Here is a 15,856-nt window from a genome sequence, read left to right as displayed (position 1 = left end):
CGCCACGGTCTTCCGACGGGCCCGCTGCGGCAGCCCGGCGCGACCGCCTGCGGGCCATAGCACCCTCAGGTCGACCCTCCCTGCTCCGACCGCTCGCCGATCCTGACCCGATCTTCCGGGTTCGGCCCGGCCTTCCCTGCCTGCCCGTCGACGTCACGTTTCCAGACCACCGGAGCGGACGGCGACACCTGTCCGACGCGTGTCGCAACCAAGGCCCTGGCCGATGTGACGCGCCGGAAGTTGTCCGACCCAATGTCACGTCGATCGACGGCAGCGGAGCGACCGCACAGCGGTGGTCACGCATGCCGGTGGGGAGCACACATGGACACCGCCCGCCTACCCTCGCCGATACCCCGGCGTCGCAATCGGACACGACTGCTGATCGCCGCCGCCAGCGCGACCCTCATGATCACGTCTCTGGTCGGCGTGCCGCCGCCCGCAGCGGCGGCGGCGCAGTACAAGCCACCGACGCCGCAGAAGGTGCCCACCGTGCCGGTGTCGCCGGTCGTCGCGGGCACGTCCGGGATGCGGGCGGTAATGCCGGACGCCACCCGCAAGCCGGCCCCGGTGTGGCCCGCCGCAGGAGCCGCGGAGGTGGCCGTGACAGCGGGGAGGAGCGCGCCGGCCGCGGCGGGCGCGCTCCCGGTGCGGGTGGCGCCGGCGGCGTCGGGTGCGGTGTCCGCGGCCGGGGAGCGGCTCGCTCCCGCTGCCGCTCCCTCCCGGGTACGGGTGGAGGTGCTGGATCGGGCGGCCACCGAGAAGGCGCGCGTCCGGGGAGTCCTGCTCCGGGTGGGTCGGGCCGACAACGTCGCGGACGCGGCCAGTGTGCGGATGACGGTGGACTATGCGGGGTTCGCGACCGCGTACGGCGCCGACTGGTCGTCGCGGCTGCGCCTGATGTCCCTTCCGGCCTGCGCGCTCACCGAGCCGGCGGCGAAGGAATGCGCGGGTACGCCACTACCGTCGACGAACGATCTCACGTCGCGCAGTGTGTCCGCGGCCGTGCCGGTCTCGACGAGCACCGCGCTGGTGGCGTTGACGGCGGGCGACTCCGGCTCGACCGGTGACTACAAGGCCACCTCACTGCAGCCGTCGTCCACATGGACCGCCGGCGGGAACTCCGGCTCGTTCAACTGGTCGTACCCGATGCGGGTTCCGCCCTCGCTCGGCGGGCCGGCGCCGACTCTGTCGCTGGCCTACTCCTCGCAGTCGGTGGACGGTCGCCAGGCGGCGAGCAACAACCAGCCCTCCTGGGCCGGCGAGGGTTTCGAGGCGAACCCGGGTGGGTTCATCGAGCGGCGTTACCTCGGCTGCGGCCAGGACATGGACGGCTCGGCGAACAACACCAAGAAGACCAGTGACCTGTGCTGGGAGACGAGCAACGCCACCCTGTCGCTGGCCGGCCACTCCGGTGAGCTGATCTACAACTCGACCGAGGATCGTTGGCACCTGCGCTCCGACGACGGGTCGCGGATCGAGCGCAAGACCGGCGCCAGCAACGGTGACAACGACGGCGAGTACTGGGTGGTCACCACCACCGACGGCACGCAGTACTGGTTCGGGGTCAACCGGCTGCCCGGCTGGGCCTCCGGCAACGCCGTCACCAACTCGACACTGAACGCCCCGGTGTTCGGCAACGACCCGGGCGAGCCCTGCCACGCCACCGCGTTCATCGACTCCGACTGCACCCAGGCGTGGCGGTGGAACCTCGACTACGTGGTCGACGTGCACGGCAACTCCGCCTCGTACTGGTACACCAAGGAGACCAACAAGTACGGCCGCAACCTCACCGCCACCGACGCCGCCTTGTACGACCGCGCCGGCTACCTGGACCACATCTCGTACGGCACGCGCCGCGACGGTGGTGTCGAGTCGGTGCTGAGCACCCCCGCGCCCGCCCAGGTGGTCTTCGGAGTCGCGGACCGGTGCCTGTCGAGTTGCACCACCCACGACGCGGCGCACTGGCCGGACACCCCCTGGGATCAGGAGTGCACCGGGTCCAACTGTGGCACCGTCTTCTCACCGACTTTCTGGACCACCAAGCGGCTGTCGACAGTGACGACCCAGGTCCGCTCCGGCGGCTCGTACTCCGACGTGGAGCGCTGGACCCTCACCCACACGTTCCCCGATCCGGGTGACGGCACCCGCGCCGGGCTGTGGCTGTCGAAGATCTCCCACGCCGGCCTGGTGGGAACGACCACCACCGTTCCGGACATCGAGTTCACCGGTGTGCAGTTGGCCAACCGGGTGGACACCATCGACTTCGCGGCGGCCATGAACTGGTGGCGGATCGCCAAGATCCAGACCGAGACGGGCGGCACCATCTCCGTCACGTACTCCGACCCCGACTGCGTGGCCGGTCAGACACCGACTCCGCAGACGAACACCAGGCGCTGCTACCCGTCGGTGTGGACCCCGGAGGGCTACGCCAACCCGGTGACCGACTGGTTCCACAAGTACGTCGTCACCACCGTCTACGAGCAGGACAACACGGGTGGGGCCCCGCCGCAGGGCAGCCCCCGGGTAGTGCACAAATACAACTACCTCGACGGCGCGGCGTGGCACTACAGCGACGACGACGGCTTGATCGAGAAGAGGTACAAGACCTGGTCGAGCTTCCGCGGCTACGGCCGTGTCGGGGTGACCACCGGTGACGCGGGGGAGCAGACCTACTCCGAGACCCGGTACTTCCGGGGCATGGACGGCGACCGGGCCGCACCGTCGGGCGGCACCAAGGCTGTCACCGTCGACGGGTTCGCCGACGCCGACTGGTTCGCCGGCATGACCCGCGAGGTCAAGACGTTCAACGGCCCCGGTGGACCGGTGGTGTCCCGCGAGACCAACGACCCGTGGGGCTCGGCGGCAACCGCCAGCCGCACCTTCAACGGTGACACCGTCACCGCCCGGTTCACCCGGACTGCCACGACCCGCAAATACACCACCCTGGACGCCGGCCGCGGCGAGCGGGCCACCCGAACGACCACCACCTACGACTCGCTCGGCATGGCCACCCAGGTCGACGACTTCGGCCAGGACGGGGTGGCCGGCGACGAGCAGTGCAAGAAGACCGACTACACCCCGCGCAACGACACCCTCTGGTTGATGGACAAGTCGCACCGCACCCAGACGTACGCGGTGCAGTGCTCCGCCACCACCGGCACCCTGACCGACGCGGACGTCATCAGCGAGGAGCGGACCAGCTTCGACGGCCAGGCCTTCGAGACCGCGCCCACCCGCGGCCTCGGCACGAAGACCGAGAAGATGACGGCCTGGAACGCGGGCGCACCGACCTTCGCCACCGTCTCGCAGGGCACCTACGACGCGTACGGGCGGGTCACCGCCGCCTGGGACGCGCTGAACGCCAAGACCACCACGGCATACACCCCGGCCACGGGTGGGCCGGTGACCGCCACCACTGTCACCAACCCGCTGCAGCACGTGGCCACGACGACGGTGAACCCGGCGTGGGGCAACAACTCCGCGATCGTCGACCCCAACAACAAGCGGACCGACCTGGCCTACGACGGCCTCGGCCGGCTGACCTCGGTGTGGCTGCCCGGCCGGGACAAGGCGACCAAATCCGCCAGCGCCAGCTTCAGCTATCTGATCCGCAACAACGCCGCCACTGTGGTCTCCTCTTCGCGGCTGAACCCGGCTGACGCCTACAACACGACGTACGCCCTCTATGACGGGCTGCTGCGGCTCCGGCAGACCCAGTCGCCTTCCCCCTCGGGCGGTCGGCTGCTCACTGACACCTTCTACGACTCCGCTGGACGGGAGACGAAGACGTTCGGGAGCTACCACACCACTGGCGCGGCGGGCACCAGCCTGGTCACGGCCACCGAGCGCGCACTCGTGCCGACCCAGACCCGCACCGTCTTCGACGGCGCCGGACGTCCGACTGCCTCCATCTTCCAGCCCTATGACGTAGAGCGCTGGCGCACGTCCGTCTACTACGCCGGCGACCGCGCCGACATGACTCCGCCCGCCGGCGGGACCGCCACCTCCACGATCATCGACGCCCGGGACCGGACCGTCTCGGTGCGCCAGTACCACGGTGCGAGCCCGACCCCGGGCACGGCCGGCTCCTGGGACACGGCGTCCTACGGATACGACCGCAAGGGACAGCTCGCCGGCGTCACGGACGCCATGGGCAACAAGTGGCTATACGAGTACGACCTGCAGGGTCGCCGGATCAAGCAGACCGACCCGGACACCGGTACCACCACTCTCGGCTACGACGCCGGGGACCGGCTCACCTCCTCCATCGACGCCAGGGGCAAGAAGCTGGCGTACCTATACGACACGCTGGGCCGCAAGCGGGCGGTGTACGACAACGCCGTCGGCGGCACCATGCGGGCGCAGTGGGTATACGACACCCTCGCCAAGGGGCGACTGTCGCAGTCGACCCGGTTCGTCGGCGGCGCCGCCTATCAGACCAAGATCGAGGGCTACACCGACCAGTACCAGCCGACCGGCAGCCAGGTAGTGATCCCGGACCCGGAAACCAACCTGGCCGGCACCTACAACTTCCTCCACACGTACAACGTCGACGGCAGCCTGGCCTCGACCAGCCTGCCCTCGACCGGTGGTGACCTGCCGGCCGAGACCCTCTCCTACAGCTACAACGTGCTCGGTCAGCCGACCACCATGAAATCGCTGTACGGCACGACGAACCTGTCCTACGTGGCCGGAACGACCTACAACGCACTCGGCCAACTCGAAAAGCTCACGCTCGACACCGACGACACCGCGGGCAGTCGGGTGTGGCAGGCGTTCACCCACGAACTGGAGACCGGGCGACTGACCGGGGTGCGGGTGGACCGGGACACCGTCACCCCCAACACGCTTACCGACATCCGCTACACCTACGACAAGGCCGGCAATATCACCAAGTCGGTGGACGTCGCACCGGACCCGGTCGATGACACCCAGTGCTTCACGTACGACTACCTGCGCCGGTTGACCGACGCCTGGACGCCGAGCAACGGCGACTGTGCCTCCGCGCCCTCGACTGCCGCGCTCGGCGGTCCGGCGCCCTACTGGCACTCGTGGTCGTTCGACCTGGTGGGCAATCGCAAGACGCAGGTCGTGCATGCGGGGGCCGGTAACACCACCACGTCCTACGCGTACCCGGCGGCAACGGCGGCACAGCCGCACGCGCTCTCGAACACCACCACCGGCACGCTGGTGCAGAACTACAAGTACGACGAGTCCGGCAACACGACCTGCCGGCCGGCCGGGGCGACCACGAACACCTGCCCGACCGGCACTGGCTCCCAGGTGCTCACCTGGGATCCGGAGGGGCATCTGGAGACCAGCACCGACTCGACCGGCACCACGACCTACATCTACGACGCGGACGGCAACCGGTTGGTCCGCCGCGACGCCGCCGGCAAAACCCTCTACCTGCCGGGTCAAGAGCTGCGCTACACCAACAGCACCGCGACCACGGCCTGCACCCGCTACTACACGTACGGCGGCTCACTGGTCGCCTCTCGAACCAGCGCGGGCCTGACGTGGCTAGCCTCTGATCACCAGGGCACGGCCAACGTTTCGGTCAGCGCCACCGCCGCGCAGACCGCGACGATCCGTCGGCAGAACCCGTACGGCAACCCGCGGGGCGGTAGCCCGACCTGGGCCAACGACAAGGGCTTCGTCGGCGGTACCAAGGACAACACCGGGCTGACCCACCTCGGTGCTCGTGAGTACGACCCGGTCACCGGCCGGTTCGTCTCGGTCGACCCGGTCTTCGACCAGAGACACCCGCAGTCCTGGACCGGCTACAGCTACAGCAGCGGCACCCCAGTCACTCTGAGTGACCCGAGCGGGCTGGCGGAATGCGCCGGTGCCTACACCTGCTCAGGCGGCGGCGGGGAGCAAGGCGGCACCCCACCGCCCGACGATTGCTACAACTACACCGGGATCGCCCAGCGGCACTGTGAGGAAAACGGTGGCGGCGGGCAGAGCACCAGCGCCGGGCAGGCCACCGGCAGTTCGGGATCCGGGAACAACCCGACTGCTAATGTGCCGAACATCCCGACCGAGAAGCAGCGGAACCTAAACAAATACATCCGGATGGTCATCAACGATAACCCGGACACGTGGAACATTCCCGGCTCGAACGCCTATAGAGCGATCATGGTCCGCATCAAGAACGCTCTGTACGGGTCACCCAGTTTTAAAGACTACTGGGAGGCGTTGGACCAGATGGTTGTCTCCACCGTCGTGGTCGTTGTCGGCGCAGTTCTCTGCGCCGAGACGGCTGGCGCGGGCTGCATGGTCGCCGTCGGGGCGATGGCCGGTATCGCGGGCCAGTGCGTGGATGACTGCGAGGATACCCAGGCTGTGGCCTTGGCGGCAGTTTTCAGTGCCGCCACAGGGGCCAAGATTCCGGCCACGCGCATTCCGTGGTCGAATGGCAGTGTCAGTAGTGCTGCCAGGTCCATTGCCGGCGGCAGTACAAGCATCACTGTTCGATCCCGCGCCGAGGCCGAAGAGTTGCTGCTAGGAGTGTATTTGGGCCACGGGTACCGAAACGCTAGCGGCTTCGACGGGGTTGGCACAAAGCAGTACTTTGGGTCGAAGGTGGGTACTTACCACTGGGATGACGTGCTAGGTGCGGACGGCCGAGTGGTCGGGCACGGGCCAGGCAACGCCGACGGGGCGCTGCCGCATCTGCAGGTCCATACTTTTGAGGGTCCGATCGTCCGGATCTTTTGGGGGGGATGAGTGAGGGCTCAAGCTAAGAACCGCCTAGTCATGACAAAGGCGCATGTCTCGGCTCCAAGATTGAGCGGCAACGATGGTAGCTATTCGTGGGTCTGGGTGCTGCCTCTTCCGGATGGCAGGTTCAGAGTCGCAGCGATCGAGGTGCCAAAACATTTTGTCGACGATGACGATTGCTTTTTCGAGGAAGATATGAAAACGCCTTACCTGAGGATCGTCGAGGAAGTTGGGGAAGTGGACGCAGCCGTGCTTGAAGCTGGAGCGGATCCAGAGCAGCTGGATGCGCCCTGGAATAACAACTTTCCGTTATAGGGTTTACCAGCTGGCGACATCCGGCTGGTCCGCTGGCAGAACCCGTAGGGCAACCTCCGTGGCGGTAGCCCGTGACCAGGTGATGGTGTGAAGCTTTCTCCAGGTCTGATCGCCGTGGCGGCCTCAGAGATCGAGGCCGCCACGGCGTCCGCCCGCATGCGGGGCATCCGGGTGTATTCATTTTCGACCGGGGTGGGTGGCGGGCGGGACGCCTTCTTCGACGCCGTCCGTGCGACGCTGCCGCTCGACCCTCCTCTAATCAGTAACCACAGCTGGGACGCGCTGTCGGATTCGGTGTTCGGCGGTCTGTACGCACTCGGTGCCGGACGGGTCCTGCTGATATGGGCGGACGCGGCGGAGATGGCGGCTGCGGATCCAAGCGAGGCCTCCATCGCGATGGAGGTACTAGCTGACGTCGCTGCCACACTGGCTGAGCCCCAGCACACGCAGGATCGGCCAACTTCGGTGACAGTGCTTACCGTCATCAACTGAGCGTGTGAACCCGTCCAAGTGCAGTGGCCGTGGCGGCCTCGGAGATCGAGGCCGCCACGGCGCCTGTCCGCCGGCACGGAACGCGGATGCACGCCGTCCATGTCCTTGGTGGAGGATGGCGCGCTGCGGGAAGCCAGCACGAGGCCCTGTCCCTGGAAGATGAGATCGCGGCCGCGTCGAGACCGTGACAGCGGATCACGGGATCGGCGCAGGTTTGAGCGCCACGGCGGCCTCCGGGCGGCGGTATATGCAGGCGCGTGACCAGAGCTGGGACGCTTTTCGCGGACCCAGGGTGCGGCCGTGTCGCTGACGACGTCCGTCCTTGGGCCTGCCTGAGTTAGTCGTGTAGGTCGTCGGCCAGGTCCAGAACACTTACGCTATCTATCCTAGGAGCCGGGATGGCACACCCCGTAGAGGCTGGCGGGTCCGTTGGTCGACCTACAACACCGATCACCGTCGATGCGATTCCCTATGATCCCGCATACGGTGTTGCGACGTGGTGGGACGACGAGACCGTTCTTCGGGCAGAGGTGCGGGACGCCCCGGAGCGGACGGTCGTGATCTCCGGGAATCCCGCGGGTTTGCGCTCTCTTGCCAGACACCTGCTGACGCTGGTGCAGGATGAGGTGCCCGACGGTCGGCACTTCGATTTCGATTCGTATTGTGGATGGCTGGAAGAAGGTTCGACAGCCCTCAGGATTGAAGTTGAGAAGAAGTAAATTCGCTGCCCTCCCCGCCATGGGACTGCTGCTTCAGCGGCATTCGCCTATTCAGGTGAGGGTATGAATTTCAGGTCAGGTGTGGTGGCCGTGGCGGCCTCGGAGATCGAGGCCGCCACGGCGTCCGCCCGCACGCGGAGCATCCGGGTGTATTCGTTGTCGACCGGAGCAGGTGGCGGACGGGACGCCTTCTTCGACGCCGTCCGGGGGACACTGCCGCTCGACCCGCCCCTGGCGAGCAACTACAGCTGGGACGCGCTGGCCGACTCCATATTCGGCGGCCTGGTGATTGCCGGCGTCGACCGGGTTTGGTGGTGTGGACCGATGCGGCCGAGATGATCGCCGTTGCTCCCGAGGATGCTGACACCGCGGTCAGTGTGTTGGCGCAGACCGCTGTCGAGCTGGCCGAGCCGAGGTACACCAACGGTCGACCCGCCTCGCTGACGATGCTCATCGTCACGTCCGCCGCGACGAGATCTTGGACAGTTTCCGTTACGCCGTAACGGAAACTGTCCAAGATCTGCGGCAATGCCTCCCTCCCGGCAGGTGCTGTGGCACGAGTTGACGCAACCGGTCGTGCAGCCAAGGGGCGAGGCTGCGGGCGTACGTGGCGGTCAGGTGATGCGCGTCCCGGTAGACGAGCAGCCCGCCGATCACCGCGGGGCACGGTTCGGTGGGGCAGATGGCGTTGTTGAGGTCGGCCAGGCGTACGCCGGGCATCGCGGCCGCGGCGCGCTCCTGCGGTATGCCCCAGGTGAGCGCGCACTGCCGGGGCTGCGCGCGGGCGGTGAGCCGTTCGCGATTTGCCGAGACGCACTCGGTGATGTCCACAGCGAACGACGGGGTGTCCCGGATGACGACCAGCGGCAGCCCGGCCCTGGTCATCTCCGACCAGGTCTCCGACAGCGCGGCCGTCTGCGCGTCCGTCGTCGCCGGGCCCGGTGGTGGCGGACTGCCGTCCACCAGCGGAATCTGGGTCACGCTGACCGCAACGCCCGGCCCCCGGCGAACCCGGGTGGATAGGTCGGCGGGATTCCGGGCAAGCCACGATCGTGCGGGAGTTGCTGACCGTCGGGCACGGCGCTGCCGATCGGGGCCGGCTGGGAGAGTTGCTGACCGGGGCCGGGATCGCCCAGGTGGTGGACGTGCGGCGATACCCAGCCAGCCGCACCAACCCGGACGTTCGCCGCGAGGAACTCGAACGGTGGCTGCCCGAGTGGGGCATCGACTACCGCTGGGAGCCACGGCTCGGCGGACGACGGCACGTCCCCGCCGGGGAGCCGGAGCCGGACACCTGGTGGACGGTCGCGGCATTCCGGGCGTACGCCGCCCACACCCGGACGGCCGAGTTCGACGACGCGCTCGCCGAGGTGCTCGCCGGGGCGCGTCGGACCACCGCGATCATGTGCAGCGAGAGCGTGTGGTGGCGCTGCCACCGGCGGTTGATCGCCGATGTCGCGACGCTGGGCAGCGGAGTCCCAGTGGCGCACCTGATGCCGGACGGCCGCCTCAACCCGCACCGGCCGGCCGAGGGCGCCCGCCGACTGCCCGACGGCCACCTGCTGTGGGACGGCTGAGTCACTCCACCAGGTCGTCGGCGAGCAGGTCCATCAACAGGCCGTCGTGCCAACGGCCGTCCGCGCCCCGCTCGTAGCGGCGCAGCACCCCGACCGGGCGAAAACCAACCTTCGCGTACGCGCGGATGGCGGCGCTGTTCGCCGCGGCCGGGTCGATGGTGAAGCGGTGGTGGCCGTACTCGTCGATCAGGTGTCGGGCCAGGGTGCGGATGGCGTCACCGCCGAGGCCGGCGCCGCGCTCCGCCGGGTCGAGGAAGACGTCCAGGCTGGCGTGCCGGTAGTCGGGGTCCGCCTCGGCGTACCACTGGATCGCGCCGATCACCCGACCGTCGTGCTCGATCGCGTACACGTGCAGGTCGTCGTCGGCGAGGTCGGCGCGCACGGAGTCGGCCAGGTCGTCGCCGCCCCGCCACCACCGGCGTACCTCAGGGTCGGCCCGGATCGCGGCGAGGGCCGGCACGTCCGCGACCGTCGCCGGTCGTAGTGTCACCGCTCGCCCTCGCAGCACCGGCTCAGCCCCGGATCTCGCCGTGCTCGACGCAGACCGCCGACCAGCCCACCGGCAGCACCTGCACCTTCATCCGGCGACGGCAGCGGGGGCAGAACCGGGGCGGCTCCAACTGGCGGGCCGACGCGCAGGCCGGGTGGGCGGCCGTCGTCGACTCACCGCACCGGTCGCACCACAGGTCCGTCGTCGTCATTGTCGTCACAGCGTGGCAGAGAGCGCCTTGACCGGCATCTTCAGCTCGTCCAGCAGCTCCAGGTCGGCCGTCGCCGGTCGACCCAGCGTGGTCAGGTAGTTGCCGACGATCACCGCGTTGATGCCGCCGAGCAGACCGTCACGAGTGCCGAGGTCGCCGAGGGTGATCTCGCGACCGCCGGCGTACCGCAGGATGGTGCGCGGCATGGCCAGCCGGAAGGCGGCGATGGCCCGCAGCGCGTCCTTGCCCTCCACCACCGGACGGTCACCCAGCGGGGTGCCGGGGCGTGGGTTGAGGAAGTTGAGCGGCACCTCGTGCGGGTTCAGCTCGGCGAGCTGCGCGGCGAACTCGGCCCGCTGCTCGACGGTCTCACCGAGGCCGAGGATGCCGCCGCAGCACACCTCCATGCCGGAGTCGCGCACCATCCGCAGCGTCTCCCAGCGCTCCTCCCACGAGTGCGTGGTGACCACGTTGGGGAAGTACGACTTGCAGGTTTCCAGATTGTGGTTGTAGCGGTGCACGCCCATGTCGACCAGGTCGTCGACCTGCTCCTTGGTGAGCATGCCCAGCGACGCGGCGACCTGGATGTCGACAGCTGCCTTGATGGCGGCGACGCCCTCGCGCATCTGCTTCATCAGCCGGGGGTCCGGACCGCGGACCGCGGCCACGATGCAGAACTCGGTCGCCCCGGTCGCGGCGGTCTGCTTCGCCGCCTCGACCAGCGACGGGATGTCCAGCCAGACCGAGCGCACCGGCGAGGTGAACAGGCCCGACTGCGAGCAGAAGTGGCAGTCTTCCGGGCAGCCGCCGGTCTTGAGCGAGACGATCCCCTCGACCTCGACCTCCGGGCCGCACCAGCGCATCCGCACGTCGTGAGCGAGCTGGAGGGCGGCGGGCAGGTGCTCGTCGGGCAGGTTCAGCACGGCGAGGATGCCGGCCTGATCGAGGCCGACACCGTCACCCAGGACCTGGGTCCGGGCCTGGTCGAGGATCTCTGGCATGGCTCGTACCCTACAAGGCTCTCCGATCAGCCGGAATGACCTGGCGGCCCGGTCGGCACCTCGCACCGAGTGGAATCGTCGGGCCGGTGGCGGCGGGTGGTAATTTCGCCCGGCGGGTGTCGGGCTGACCGGCACGCACAGCGGGGGAGGGTGACGGTGGCGGACTGGCTGGCGGCGCTCGACCGCCGCGCGGAGCTGCGGGCGAAGGCCGGGCTCACCAGGCGACTGCATCCGCGTCCGGCCGACGATCAGATGACCGATCTGGCCGGCAACGACTACCTCGGCCTGGCCACCCATCCGGACGTCATCGCCGCGGCCACGGCTGCCCTGTCGGCGTACGGGCTGGGGGCTACCGGGTCGCGACTGGTCCGTGGCTCCACCGACGCGCACCGGGCGCTGGAGGAGGACCTGGCCCGCTGGCTGGGCACCGACGGTGCCCTGGTCTTCTCCTCCGGCTACCTGGCCAACCTCGGCGCGCTGCGGGCGCTCGTCCAACCTCGGACGCTGCTCGTCTCCGACGCGCACAACCACGCGTCGCTGATCGACGGCTGCCGCATCTCCGGTGCGGAGACGGTGGTCACCCCGCACGCCGACGTCGACGCGGTAGCCGCCGCGCTCGCGGCCGCTCCCGGCCGCCCGGCGGTGGTGGTGACCGAGTCGGTCTTCTCGGTCGACGGTGATCTCGCCCCGCTGGCTCGGCTGCACGCAGTGGCCCGCCGTCACGGCGCGCTGCTGCTGGTCGACGACGCGCACGCGCTGGGCCTGACCGGCCCGGCCGGCGCGGGCGCGGTGGCGGCCACCGGGCTGGCCGGCGAGCCGGACGTGGTGGTCACCGCCACCCTGTCCAAGGCACTCGGTGGCGCGGGTGGCGTTGTCGCCGGCCCGGCCGAGTTCGTCAGGCATCTGGTCGAGACCGGGCGCACGTTCATCTTCGACACGGCACTGCCGCCGGCGGTCGCCGCCGGTGTGCACGCCGCGCTGCGGCTCGCCCGGGCCGGCGACGACCTGCGCGCCGAACTCTCCGACCGGGTGGGACTGGCGGTCGGTCGACTGCGGGCGGCCGGGCTGACCGTCTCCGCCCCGGACGCGGCGGTGATCTCGGTGACCGCCCCGGGGCCGGAGGCGGCGACCGCCTGGGCCGCGGACTGCCGGGACCGGGGCGTCGCGGTGGGCTGTTTCCGGCCACCATCCACCCCGGACAGCCGCTCCCGCCTGCGCCTCACTGTGAGCGCGGGGGTGCCCCGGACGGCGTTCGAACGGGCGCTGGACGTCATCGTGGACTCTGCGCCATGACCGGGTGGGCGGGGTCGGTGCTGGTCACCGGGACGGACACCGAGGTCGGCAAGACTGTGGTGACCGCGGCGATCGCGGCCGCCGCGCAGGCCGCCGGGCTGCGGGTGGCGGTGGTCAAACCGGGCCAGACCGGTACGGCCGGCGGTGAACCCGGCGACGTGGACGCTGTCAACCGGCTGGCTGCGCCGCTGACCGGTCGGACCCTGGCCAGTTACCCGGACCCGCTCGCCCCGTTGGCCGCCGCGCGGGTCGCCGACCTGCCGCCGCTGGAGTTGTACGCGGCGGTGGACGCCGTCCGCGCGGAGGCCGACAAGCACGACCTCGTGTTGATCGAGGGCGCGGGCGGGTTGCTGGTGCCGATGGGGCTGCGGCCGTCGGGGGAGCCGTGGACGATGGCCGACCTGGCGGTGTCGCTCGGCGCGCCAGCGGTGGTGGTCGCTCGCGCCGGGTTGGGCACGCTCAACCACACGGCGTTGACTCTGGAGGCGTTGGACCGTAGGGCGGTGCCGGCCGGTGTGGTGATCGGCGCCTGGCCGGCCCGGCCGGAGCTGGTGCACTGGACGAACCTCACCGATCTGGTGCCGAATCTGCTCGGCGCGTTGCCGGACGGCGCGGGCGCGATGGACCCGGGCGTGTTCCGGCGGTCCGCGCCGGGCTGGCTCACCCCGGCCCTGCACGGTGTGCTCGACGACTGGCGGGTCTGGGCCGAGGAGAGCGGCTGAACACCTGACTTTCGTCGGTGTCCGCGCAGGTCGGGCGTGGGTAGCCTGACCGCCGTGCGGATCCTCGACTCCCCGCCGTCGGCGTGGCTGTACCGGCGGCGTCGCCTGTTGCTGGACGTGCTGCTCTTTGCGGTGGTGGCCGCCCCGGTCGGCTACGCCGAGGTCAGCCCGCCCTATTCGCGGTACACGTTGCCGTTGTTGGTCGGGAAGCTGCTGCTGCTCGGTGTGGCGGTGGTGGCGAGTCGACGTCAGCCGTTGGTCGCCCTGGTGCTCGCGGTGCTCGGGTCGTTGGTCGATGGCAACTTCGTGTTCGCCATTCCGGTCTTCAGCTATCTCGCCGGGCGGCGCAGCGTCACAGTGGGACCGGCGATCATGGTCTTCGTGCTGATCACGGTCGGTGGCACGGCGCTCAACCTGGGGCTGCTGGGCGCCGGCGCGGCCACCTGGTTCCTGCTCGCCTCGGTGCTGCTCTTCGCCGCCGTGTTCCCCTGGTTGGTCGGCCGGTACCGCCGCCAACAGCAGGAGTTGACCGACGCCGGTCGCCGGCACGTCGACGCGCTGACCCGCGAGCAACGTGGTGCCGCCGAGCGGATTCGACTGCGTGAGCGGGCCCGGATCGCCGGGGAGATGCACGACTCGCTCGGTCACGACCTCAGCCTGATCGCGTTGCGCGCCGCCGCCCTGGAGGTCGCCGCCGACCTGGACGACAGGCACCGGGCCGCGGCGGGGGAGTTGCGGGCCAGCGTCTCCGCCGCCACCGAGCGACTGCACGAGATCATCGGGGTGCTCCGCGAGGAGGCTGGCGCGTCGCTGCGTCCGAGCGGGGAGACCGTGGCCGACCTGGTCGACGGTGCCCGGGAGGCCGGCATGGCGGTACGGCTGGACGCCGCCCCGGCGGTGGCGGACCTACCGGCGATGACCGGTCACGCGGCGCACCGGATCGTCCGGGAGGCGCTGACCAACGCGGCCCGGTACGCGCCGGGCGCCCCGGTCGGCGTGCGCCTCACCCGCGACGGTGACCGGGTCGAGGTGACGGTCGTCAACGACGCTCCGCCGGCCGGGCCGCTGCCCGCCCCGCCGTCGCAGGGCAGTGGGCTGCTGGCCCTCGCCGAGCGGGTCCGCCTCGCCGGTGGGACGCTCGACGCCGGCCACCGGGTCGACGGCGGGTTCGCGGTACGGGCGGTGTTGCCGGCCACCACGGCGCCGCCGGAGGCGATCGGCTCGGCGGCCGAGGTCGGGCCGACGTCATGGTCCGACGAGCGACAGGGTCCGGCGGAGCGGCCGATGGACGCCGAACGGCGGCTGCACGATGCCCGCCGGCGGGTTCGGCGCAGCCTGCTGGTGGCGCTCGTCGCACCTGTCGGTTTCGCCCTGGTGCTCTCGTTCGTCTACTACCCGGTGGCGACCGCCGGGACGGTGCTGGACCGGGCCGCCTTCGACCAGATGCGCGTCGGCGCGGCCCGGTCGGAACTGGTCGGGCTGCCCCGGCGGAAGTTGGAGCGCCCGACACCGGTCGACCGGGCCGACTGCGAGTACTACACCGACGGCAACTTTCCCCTCGCGGCGCCGACCTGGCGACTCTGTTTCACCGACGGCCGGCTGGTCAGCAAGGAGTGGATCGCGTAGTGGACACCGACACGACGGGGGCACCGCCCATCCGGGTGGTGCTGGCCGACGACGAGGCGATGATCCGGGCCGGTGTCCGGGCCATCCTCGCCAGCGATCCCGGCATCGAGGTGGTCGCCGAGGCCGGCGACGGGCACGCGGCGGTGGAGCTGGTCCGGGCCCACCGACCCCGGGTCGCGCTGCTGGACATCCGGATGCCGCGGCTGGACGGGTTGGCCGCCGCCGCCGAGATCCGTCGGGTCGTGCCGGACACCGCGACGATCATGCTGACCACGTTCGGCGAGGACGACCACGTGGCCCGGGCGCTCGGGCACGGTGCCAGCGGGTTCCTGCTCAAGGCCGGCGACCCGCGTGAGCTGATCGCCGGTGTGCACGCGGTCGCCGACGGTGGGGCGTACCTGTCGCCGAGGGTGGCCCGCCGGGTGATCGAGTTGGGGGCCGACCGGCTGGCCCGCCGACCCGCCGCCCGGGAGCGTGCGGCCGGGCTGACCGAGCGGGAACGGGAGGTGCTGGCCCTGGTCGGGGCGGGCCTTTCCAACGCCGAGATCGCCCGCCGGCTGCACCTCGTGGAGGGCACCGTGAAGAGTTACCTGACCAGCATCTTCACCCGGCTGGACGTGCGCAACCGGGTGCAGGCGGCGATCCTGGCGTACGAGGCGGGGTTGGTCGACGGCTGAGCGGGGG

General features: G+C 70.1%; 14 protein-coding genes. 10 read left to right on the top strand and 4 right to left on the bottom strand.

All coding sequences use genetic code 11. The features are described from left to right. The first annotated feature begins 321 nt into the window (after positions 1-321). The 5 genes from OG598_RS18455 to OG598_RS18435 all read left to right on the top strand — a co-directional run bounded on the left by OG598_RS18455 (position 322) and on the right by OG598_RS18435 (position 8,591). Entirely contained in the window at positions 322-6,732 is a 6,411-nt protein-coding gene (locus tag OG598_RS18455; RefSeq protein WP_328650331.1) for an RHS repeat-associated core domain-containing protein, read from the top strand. Between the two features lie 30 nt (positions 6,733-6,762). Then, positions 6,763-7,041 carry a hypothetical protein gene (locus OG598_RS18450; RefSeq protein ID WP_328650330.1) on the top strand — a complete coding sequence of 93 codons (279 nt, stop codon included), beginning with the start codon at positions 6,763-6,765 and terminating at the stop codon, positions 7,039-7,041. A gap of 87 nt (positions 7,042-7,128) precedes the next feature. Then, positions 7,129-7,533: a barstar family protein gene (locus OG598_RS18445; protein WP_328650329.1), complete on the top strand. Its 405-nt coding sequence runs from the start codon at positions 7,129-7,131 to the stop codon at positions 7,531-7,533. 398 nt (positions 7,534-7,931) lie between these two features. Then, a complete protein-coding gene (locus OG598_RS18440) occupies positions 7,932-8,252 on the top strand; it encodes an Imm32 family immunity protein (protein WP_328650328.1) in 321 nt (106 codons plus the stop codon). Positions 8,253-8,315: 63 nt separating this feature from the next. Further along, entirely contained in the window at positions 8,316-8,591 is a 276-nt protein-coding gene (locus OG598_RS18435) for a hypothetical protein (RefSeq protein WP_328650327.1), read from the top strand. A 153-nt stretch (positions 8,592-8,744) separates the two neighbouring features. Here OG598_RS18435 and OG598_RS18430 read toward each other — a convergent pair whose 3' ends face one another. Then, the gene (locus tag OG598_RS18430; RefSeq protein WP_328650326.1) at positions 8,745-9,233 is read right to left on the bottom strand and encodes an SGNH hydrolase domain-containing protein; all 489 of its coding nucleotides are present in this window, start codon (positions 9,231-9,233) and stop codon (positions 8,745-8,747) included. A gap of 71 nt (positions 9,234-9,304) precedes the next feature. Between OG598_RS18430 and OG598_RS18425 the strand changes: the two genes are divergently transcribed. Then, positions 9,305-9,829, top strand: coding sequence for a DUF488 domain-containing protein (locus tag OG598_RS18425; protein ID WP_328650325.1), 525 nt, complete (start codon positions 9,305-9,307; stop codon positions 9,827-9,829). A gap of 1 nt (position 9,830) precedes the next feature. On the opposite strand, the gene OG598_RS18420 is transcribed toward OG598_RS18425, so the two are convergent. The 3 genes from OG598_RS18420 to bioB are packed head-to-tail and all read right to left on the bottom strand — an operon-like array spanning position 9,831 to position 11,531. Next, positions 9,831-10,337, bottom strand: a complete 507-nt coding sequence (locus OG598_RS18420) for a GNAT family N-acetyltransferase (protein WP_091400729.1) — start codon at positions 10,335-10,337, stop codon at positions 9,831-9,833. Between the two features lie 4 nt (positions 10,338-10,341). Beyond that, positions 10,342-10,530 (bottom strand): biotin synthase auxiliary protein BsaP, encoded by a 189-nt coding sequence (gene bsaP, locus OG598_RS18415; RefSeq protein WP_328650324.1) that lies wholly within the window; start codon positions 10,528-10,530, stop codon positions 10,342-10,344. A gap of 5 nt (positions 10,531-10,535) precedes the next feature. Further along, positions 10,536-11,531 carry a biotin synthase BioB gene (gene bioB / locus OG598_RS18410; protein WP_328650323.1) on the bottom strand — a complete coding sequence of 332 codons (996 nt, stop codon included), beginning with the start codon at positions 11,529-11,531 and terminating at the stop codon, positions 10,536-10,538. Between the two features lie 156 nt (positions 11,532-11,687). On the opposite strand from bioB, the gene OG598_RS18405 reads away from it, so the two are divergent. From OG598_RS18405 to OG598_RS18390, 4 genes are read left to right on the top strand one after another with little or no spacing between them, the layout of a single operon-like run. After that, positions 11,688-12,824, top strand: coding sequence for an 8-amino-7-oxononanoate synthase (locus OG598_RS18405; protein ID WP_328650322.1), 1,137 nt, complete (start codon positions 11,688-11,690; stop codon positions 12,822-12,824). Next, positions 12,821-13,546, top strand: coding sequence for a dethiobiotin synthase (bioD, locus tag OG598_RS18400; RefSeq protein WP_091400737.1), 726 nt, complete (start codon positions 12,821-12,823; stop codon positions 13,544-13,546). Before OG598_RS18405 ends, bioD begins: the two co-directional genes overlap by 4 nt. Before the next feature lie 54 nt (positions 13,547-13,600). Further along, positions 13,601-15,172, top strand: a complete 1,572-nt coding sequence (locus tag OG598_RS18395; RefSeq protein WP_328650321.1) for a sensor histidine kinase — start codon at positions 13,601-13,603, stop codon at positions 15,170-15,172. After that, positions 15,172-15,849: a response regulator transcription factor gene (locus OG598_RS18390; protein WP_112585029.1), complete on the top strand. Its 678-nt coding sequence runs from the start codon at positions 15,172-15,174 to the stop codon at positions 15,847-15,849. The genes OG598_RS18395 and OG598_RS18390 overlap by 1 nt, the downstream gene beginning before the upstream one ends. The last annotated feature ends 7 nt before the right edge of the window (positions 15,850-15,856 follow it).

This window comes from Micromonospora sp. NBC_00330 (assembly GCF_036136635.1).
Taxonomy (GTDB): Bacteria; Actinomycetota; Actinomycetes; order Mycobacteriales; family Micromonosporaceae; genus Micromonospora; species Micromonospora salmantinae.
This window is presented reverse-complemented; position numbering and strand designations above follow the sequence as displayed.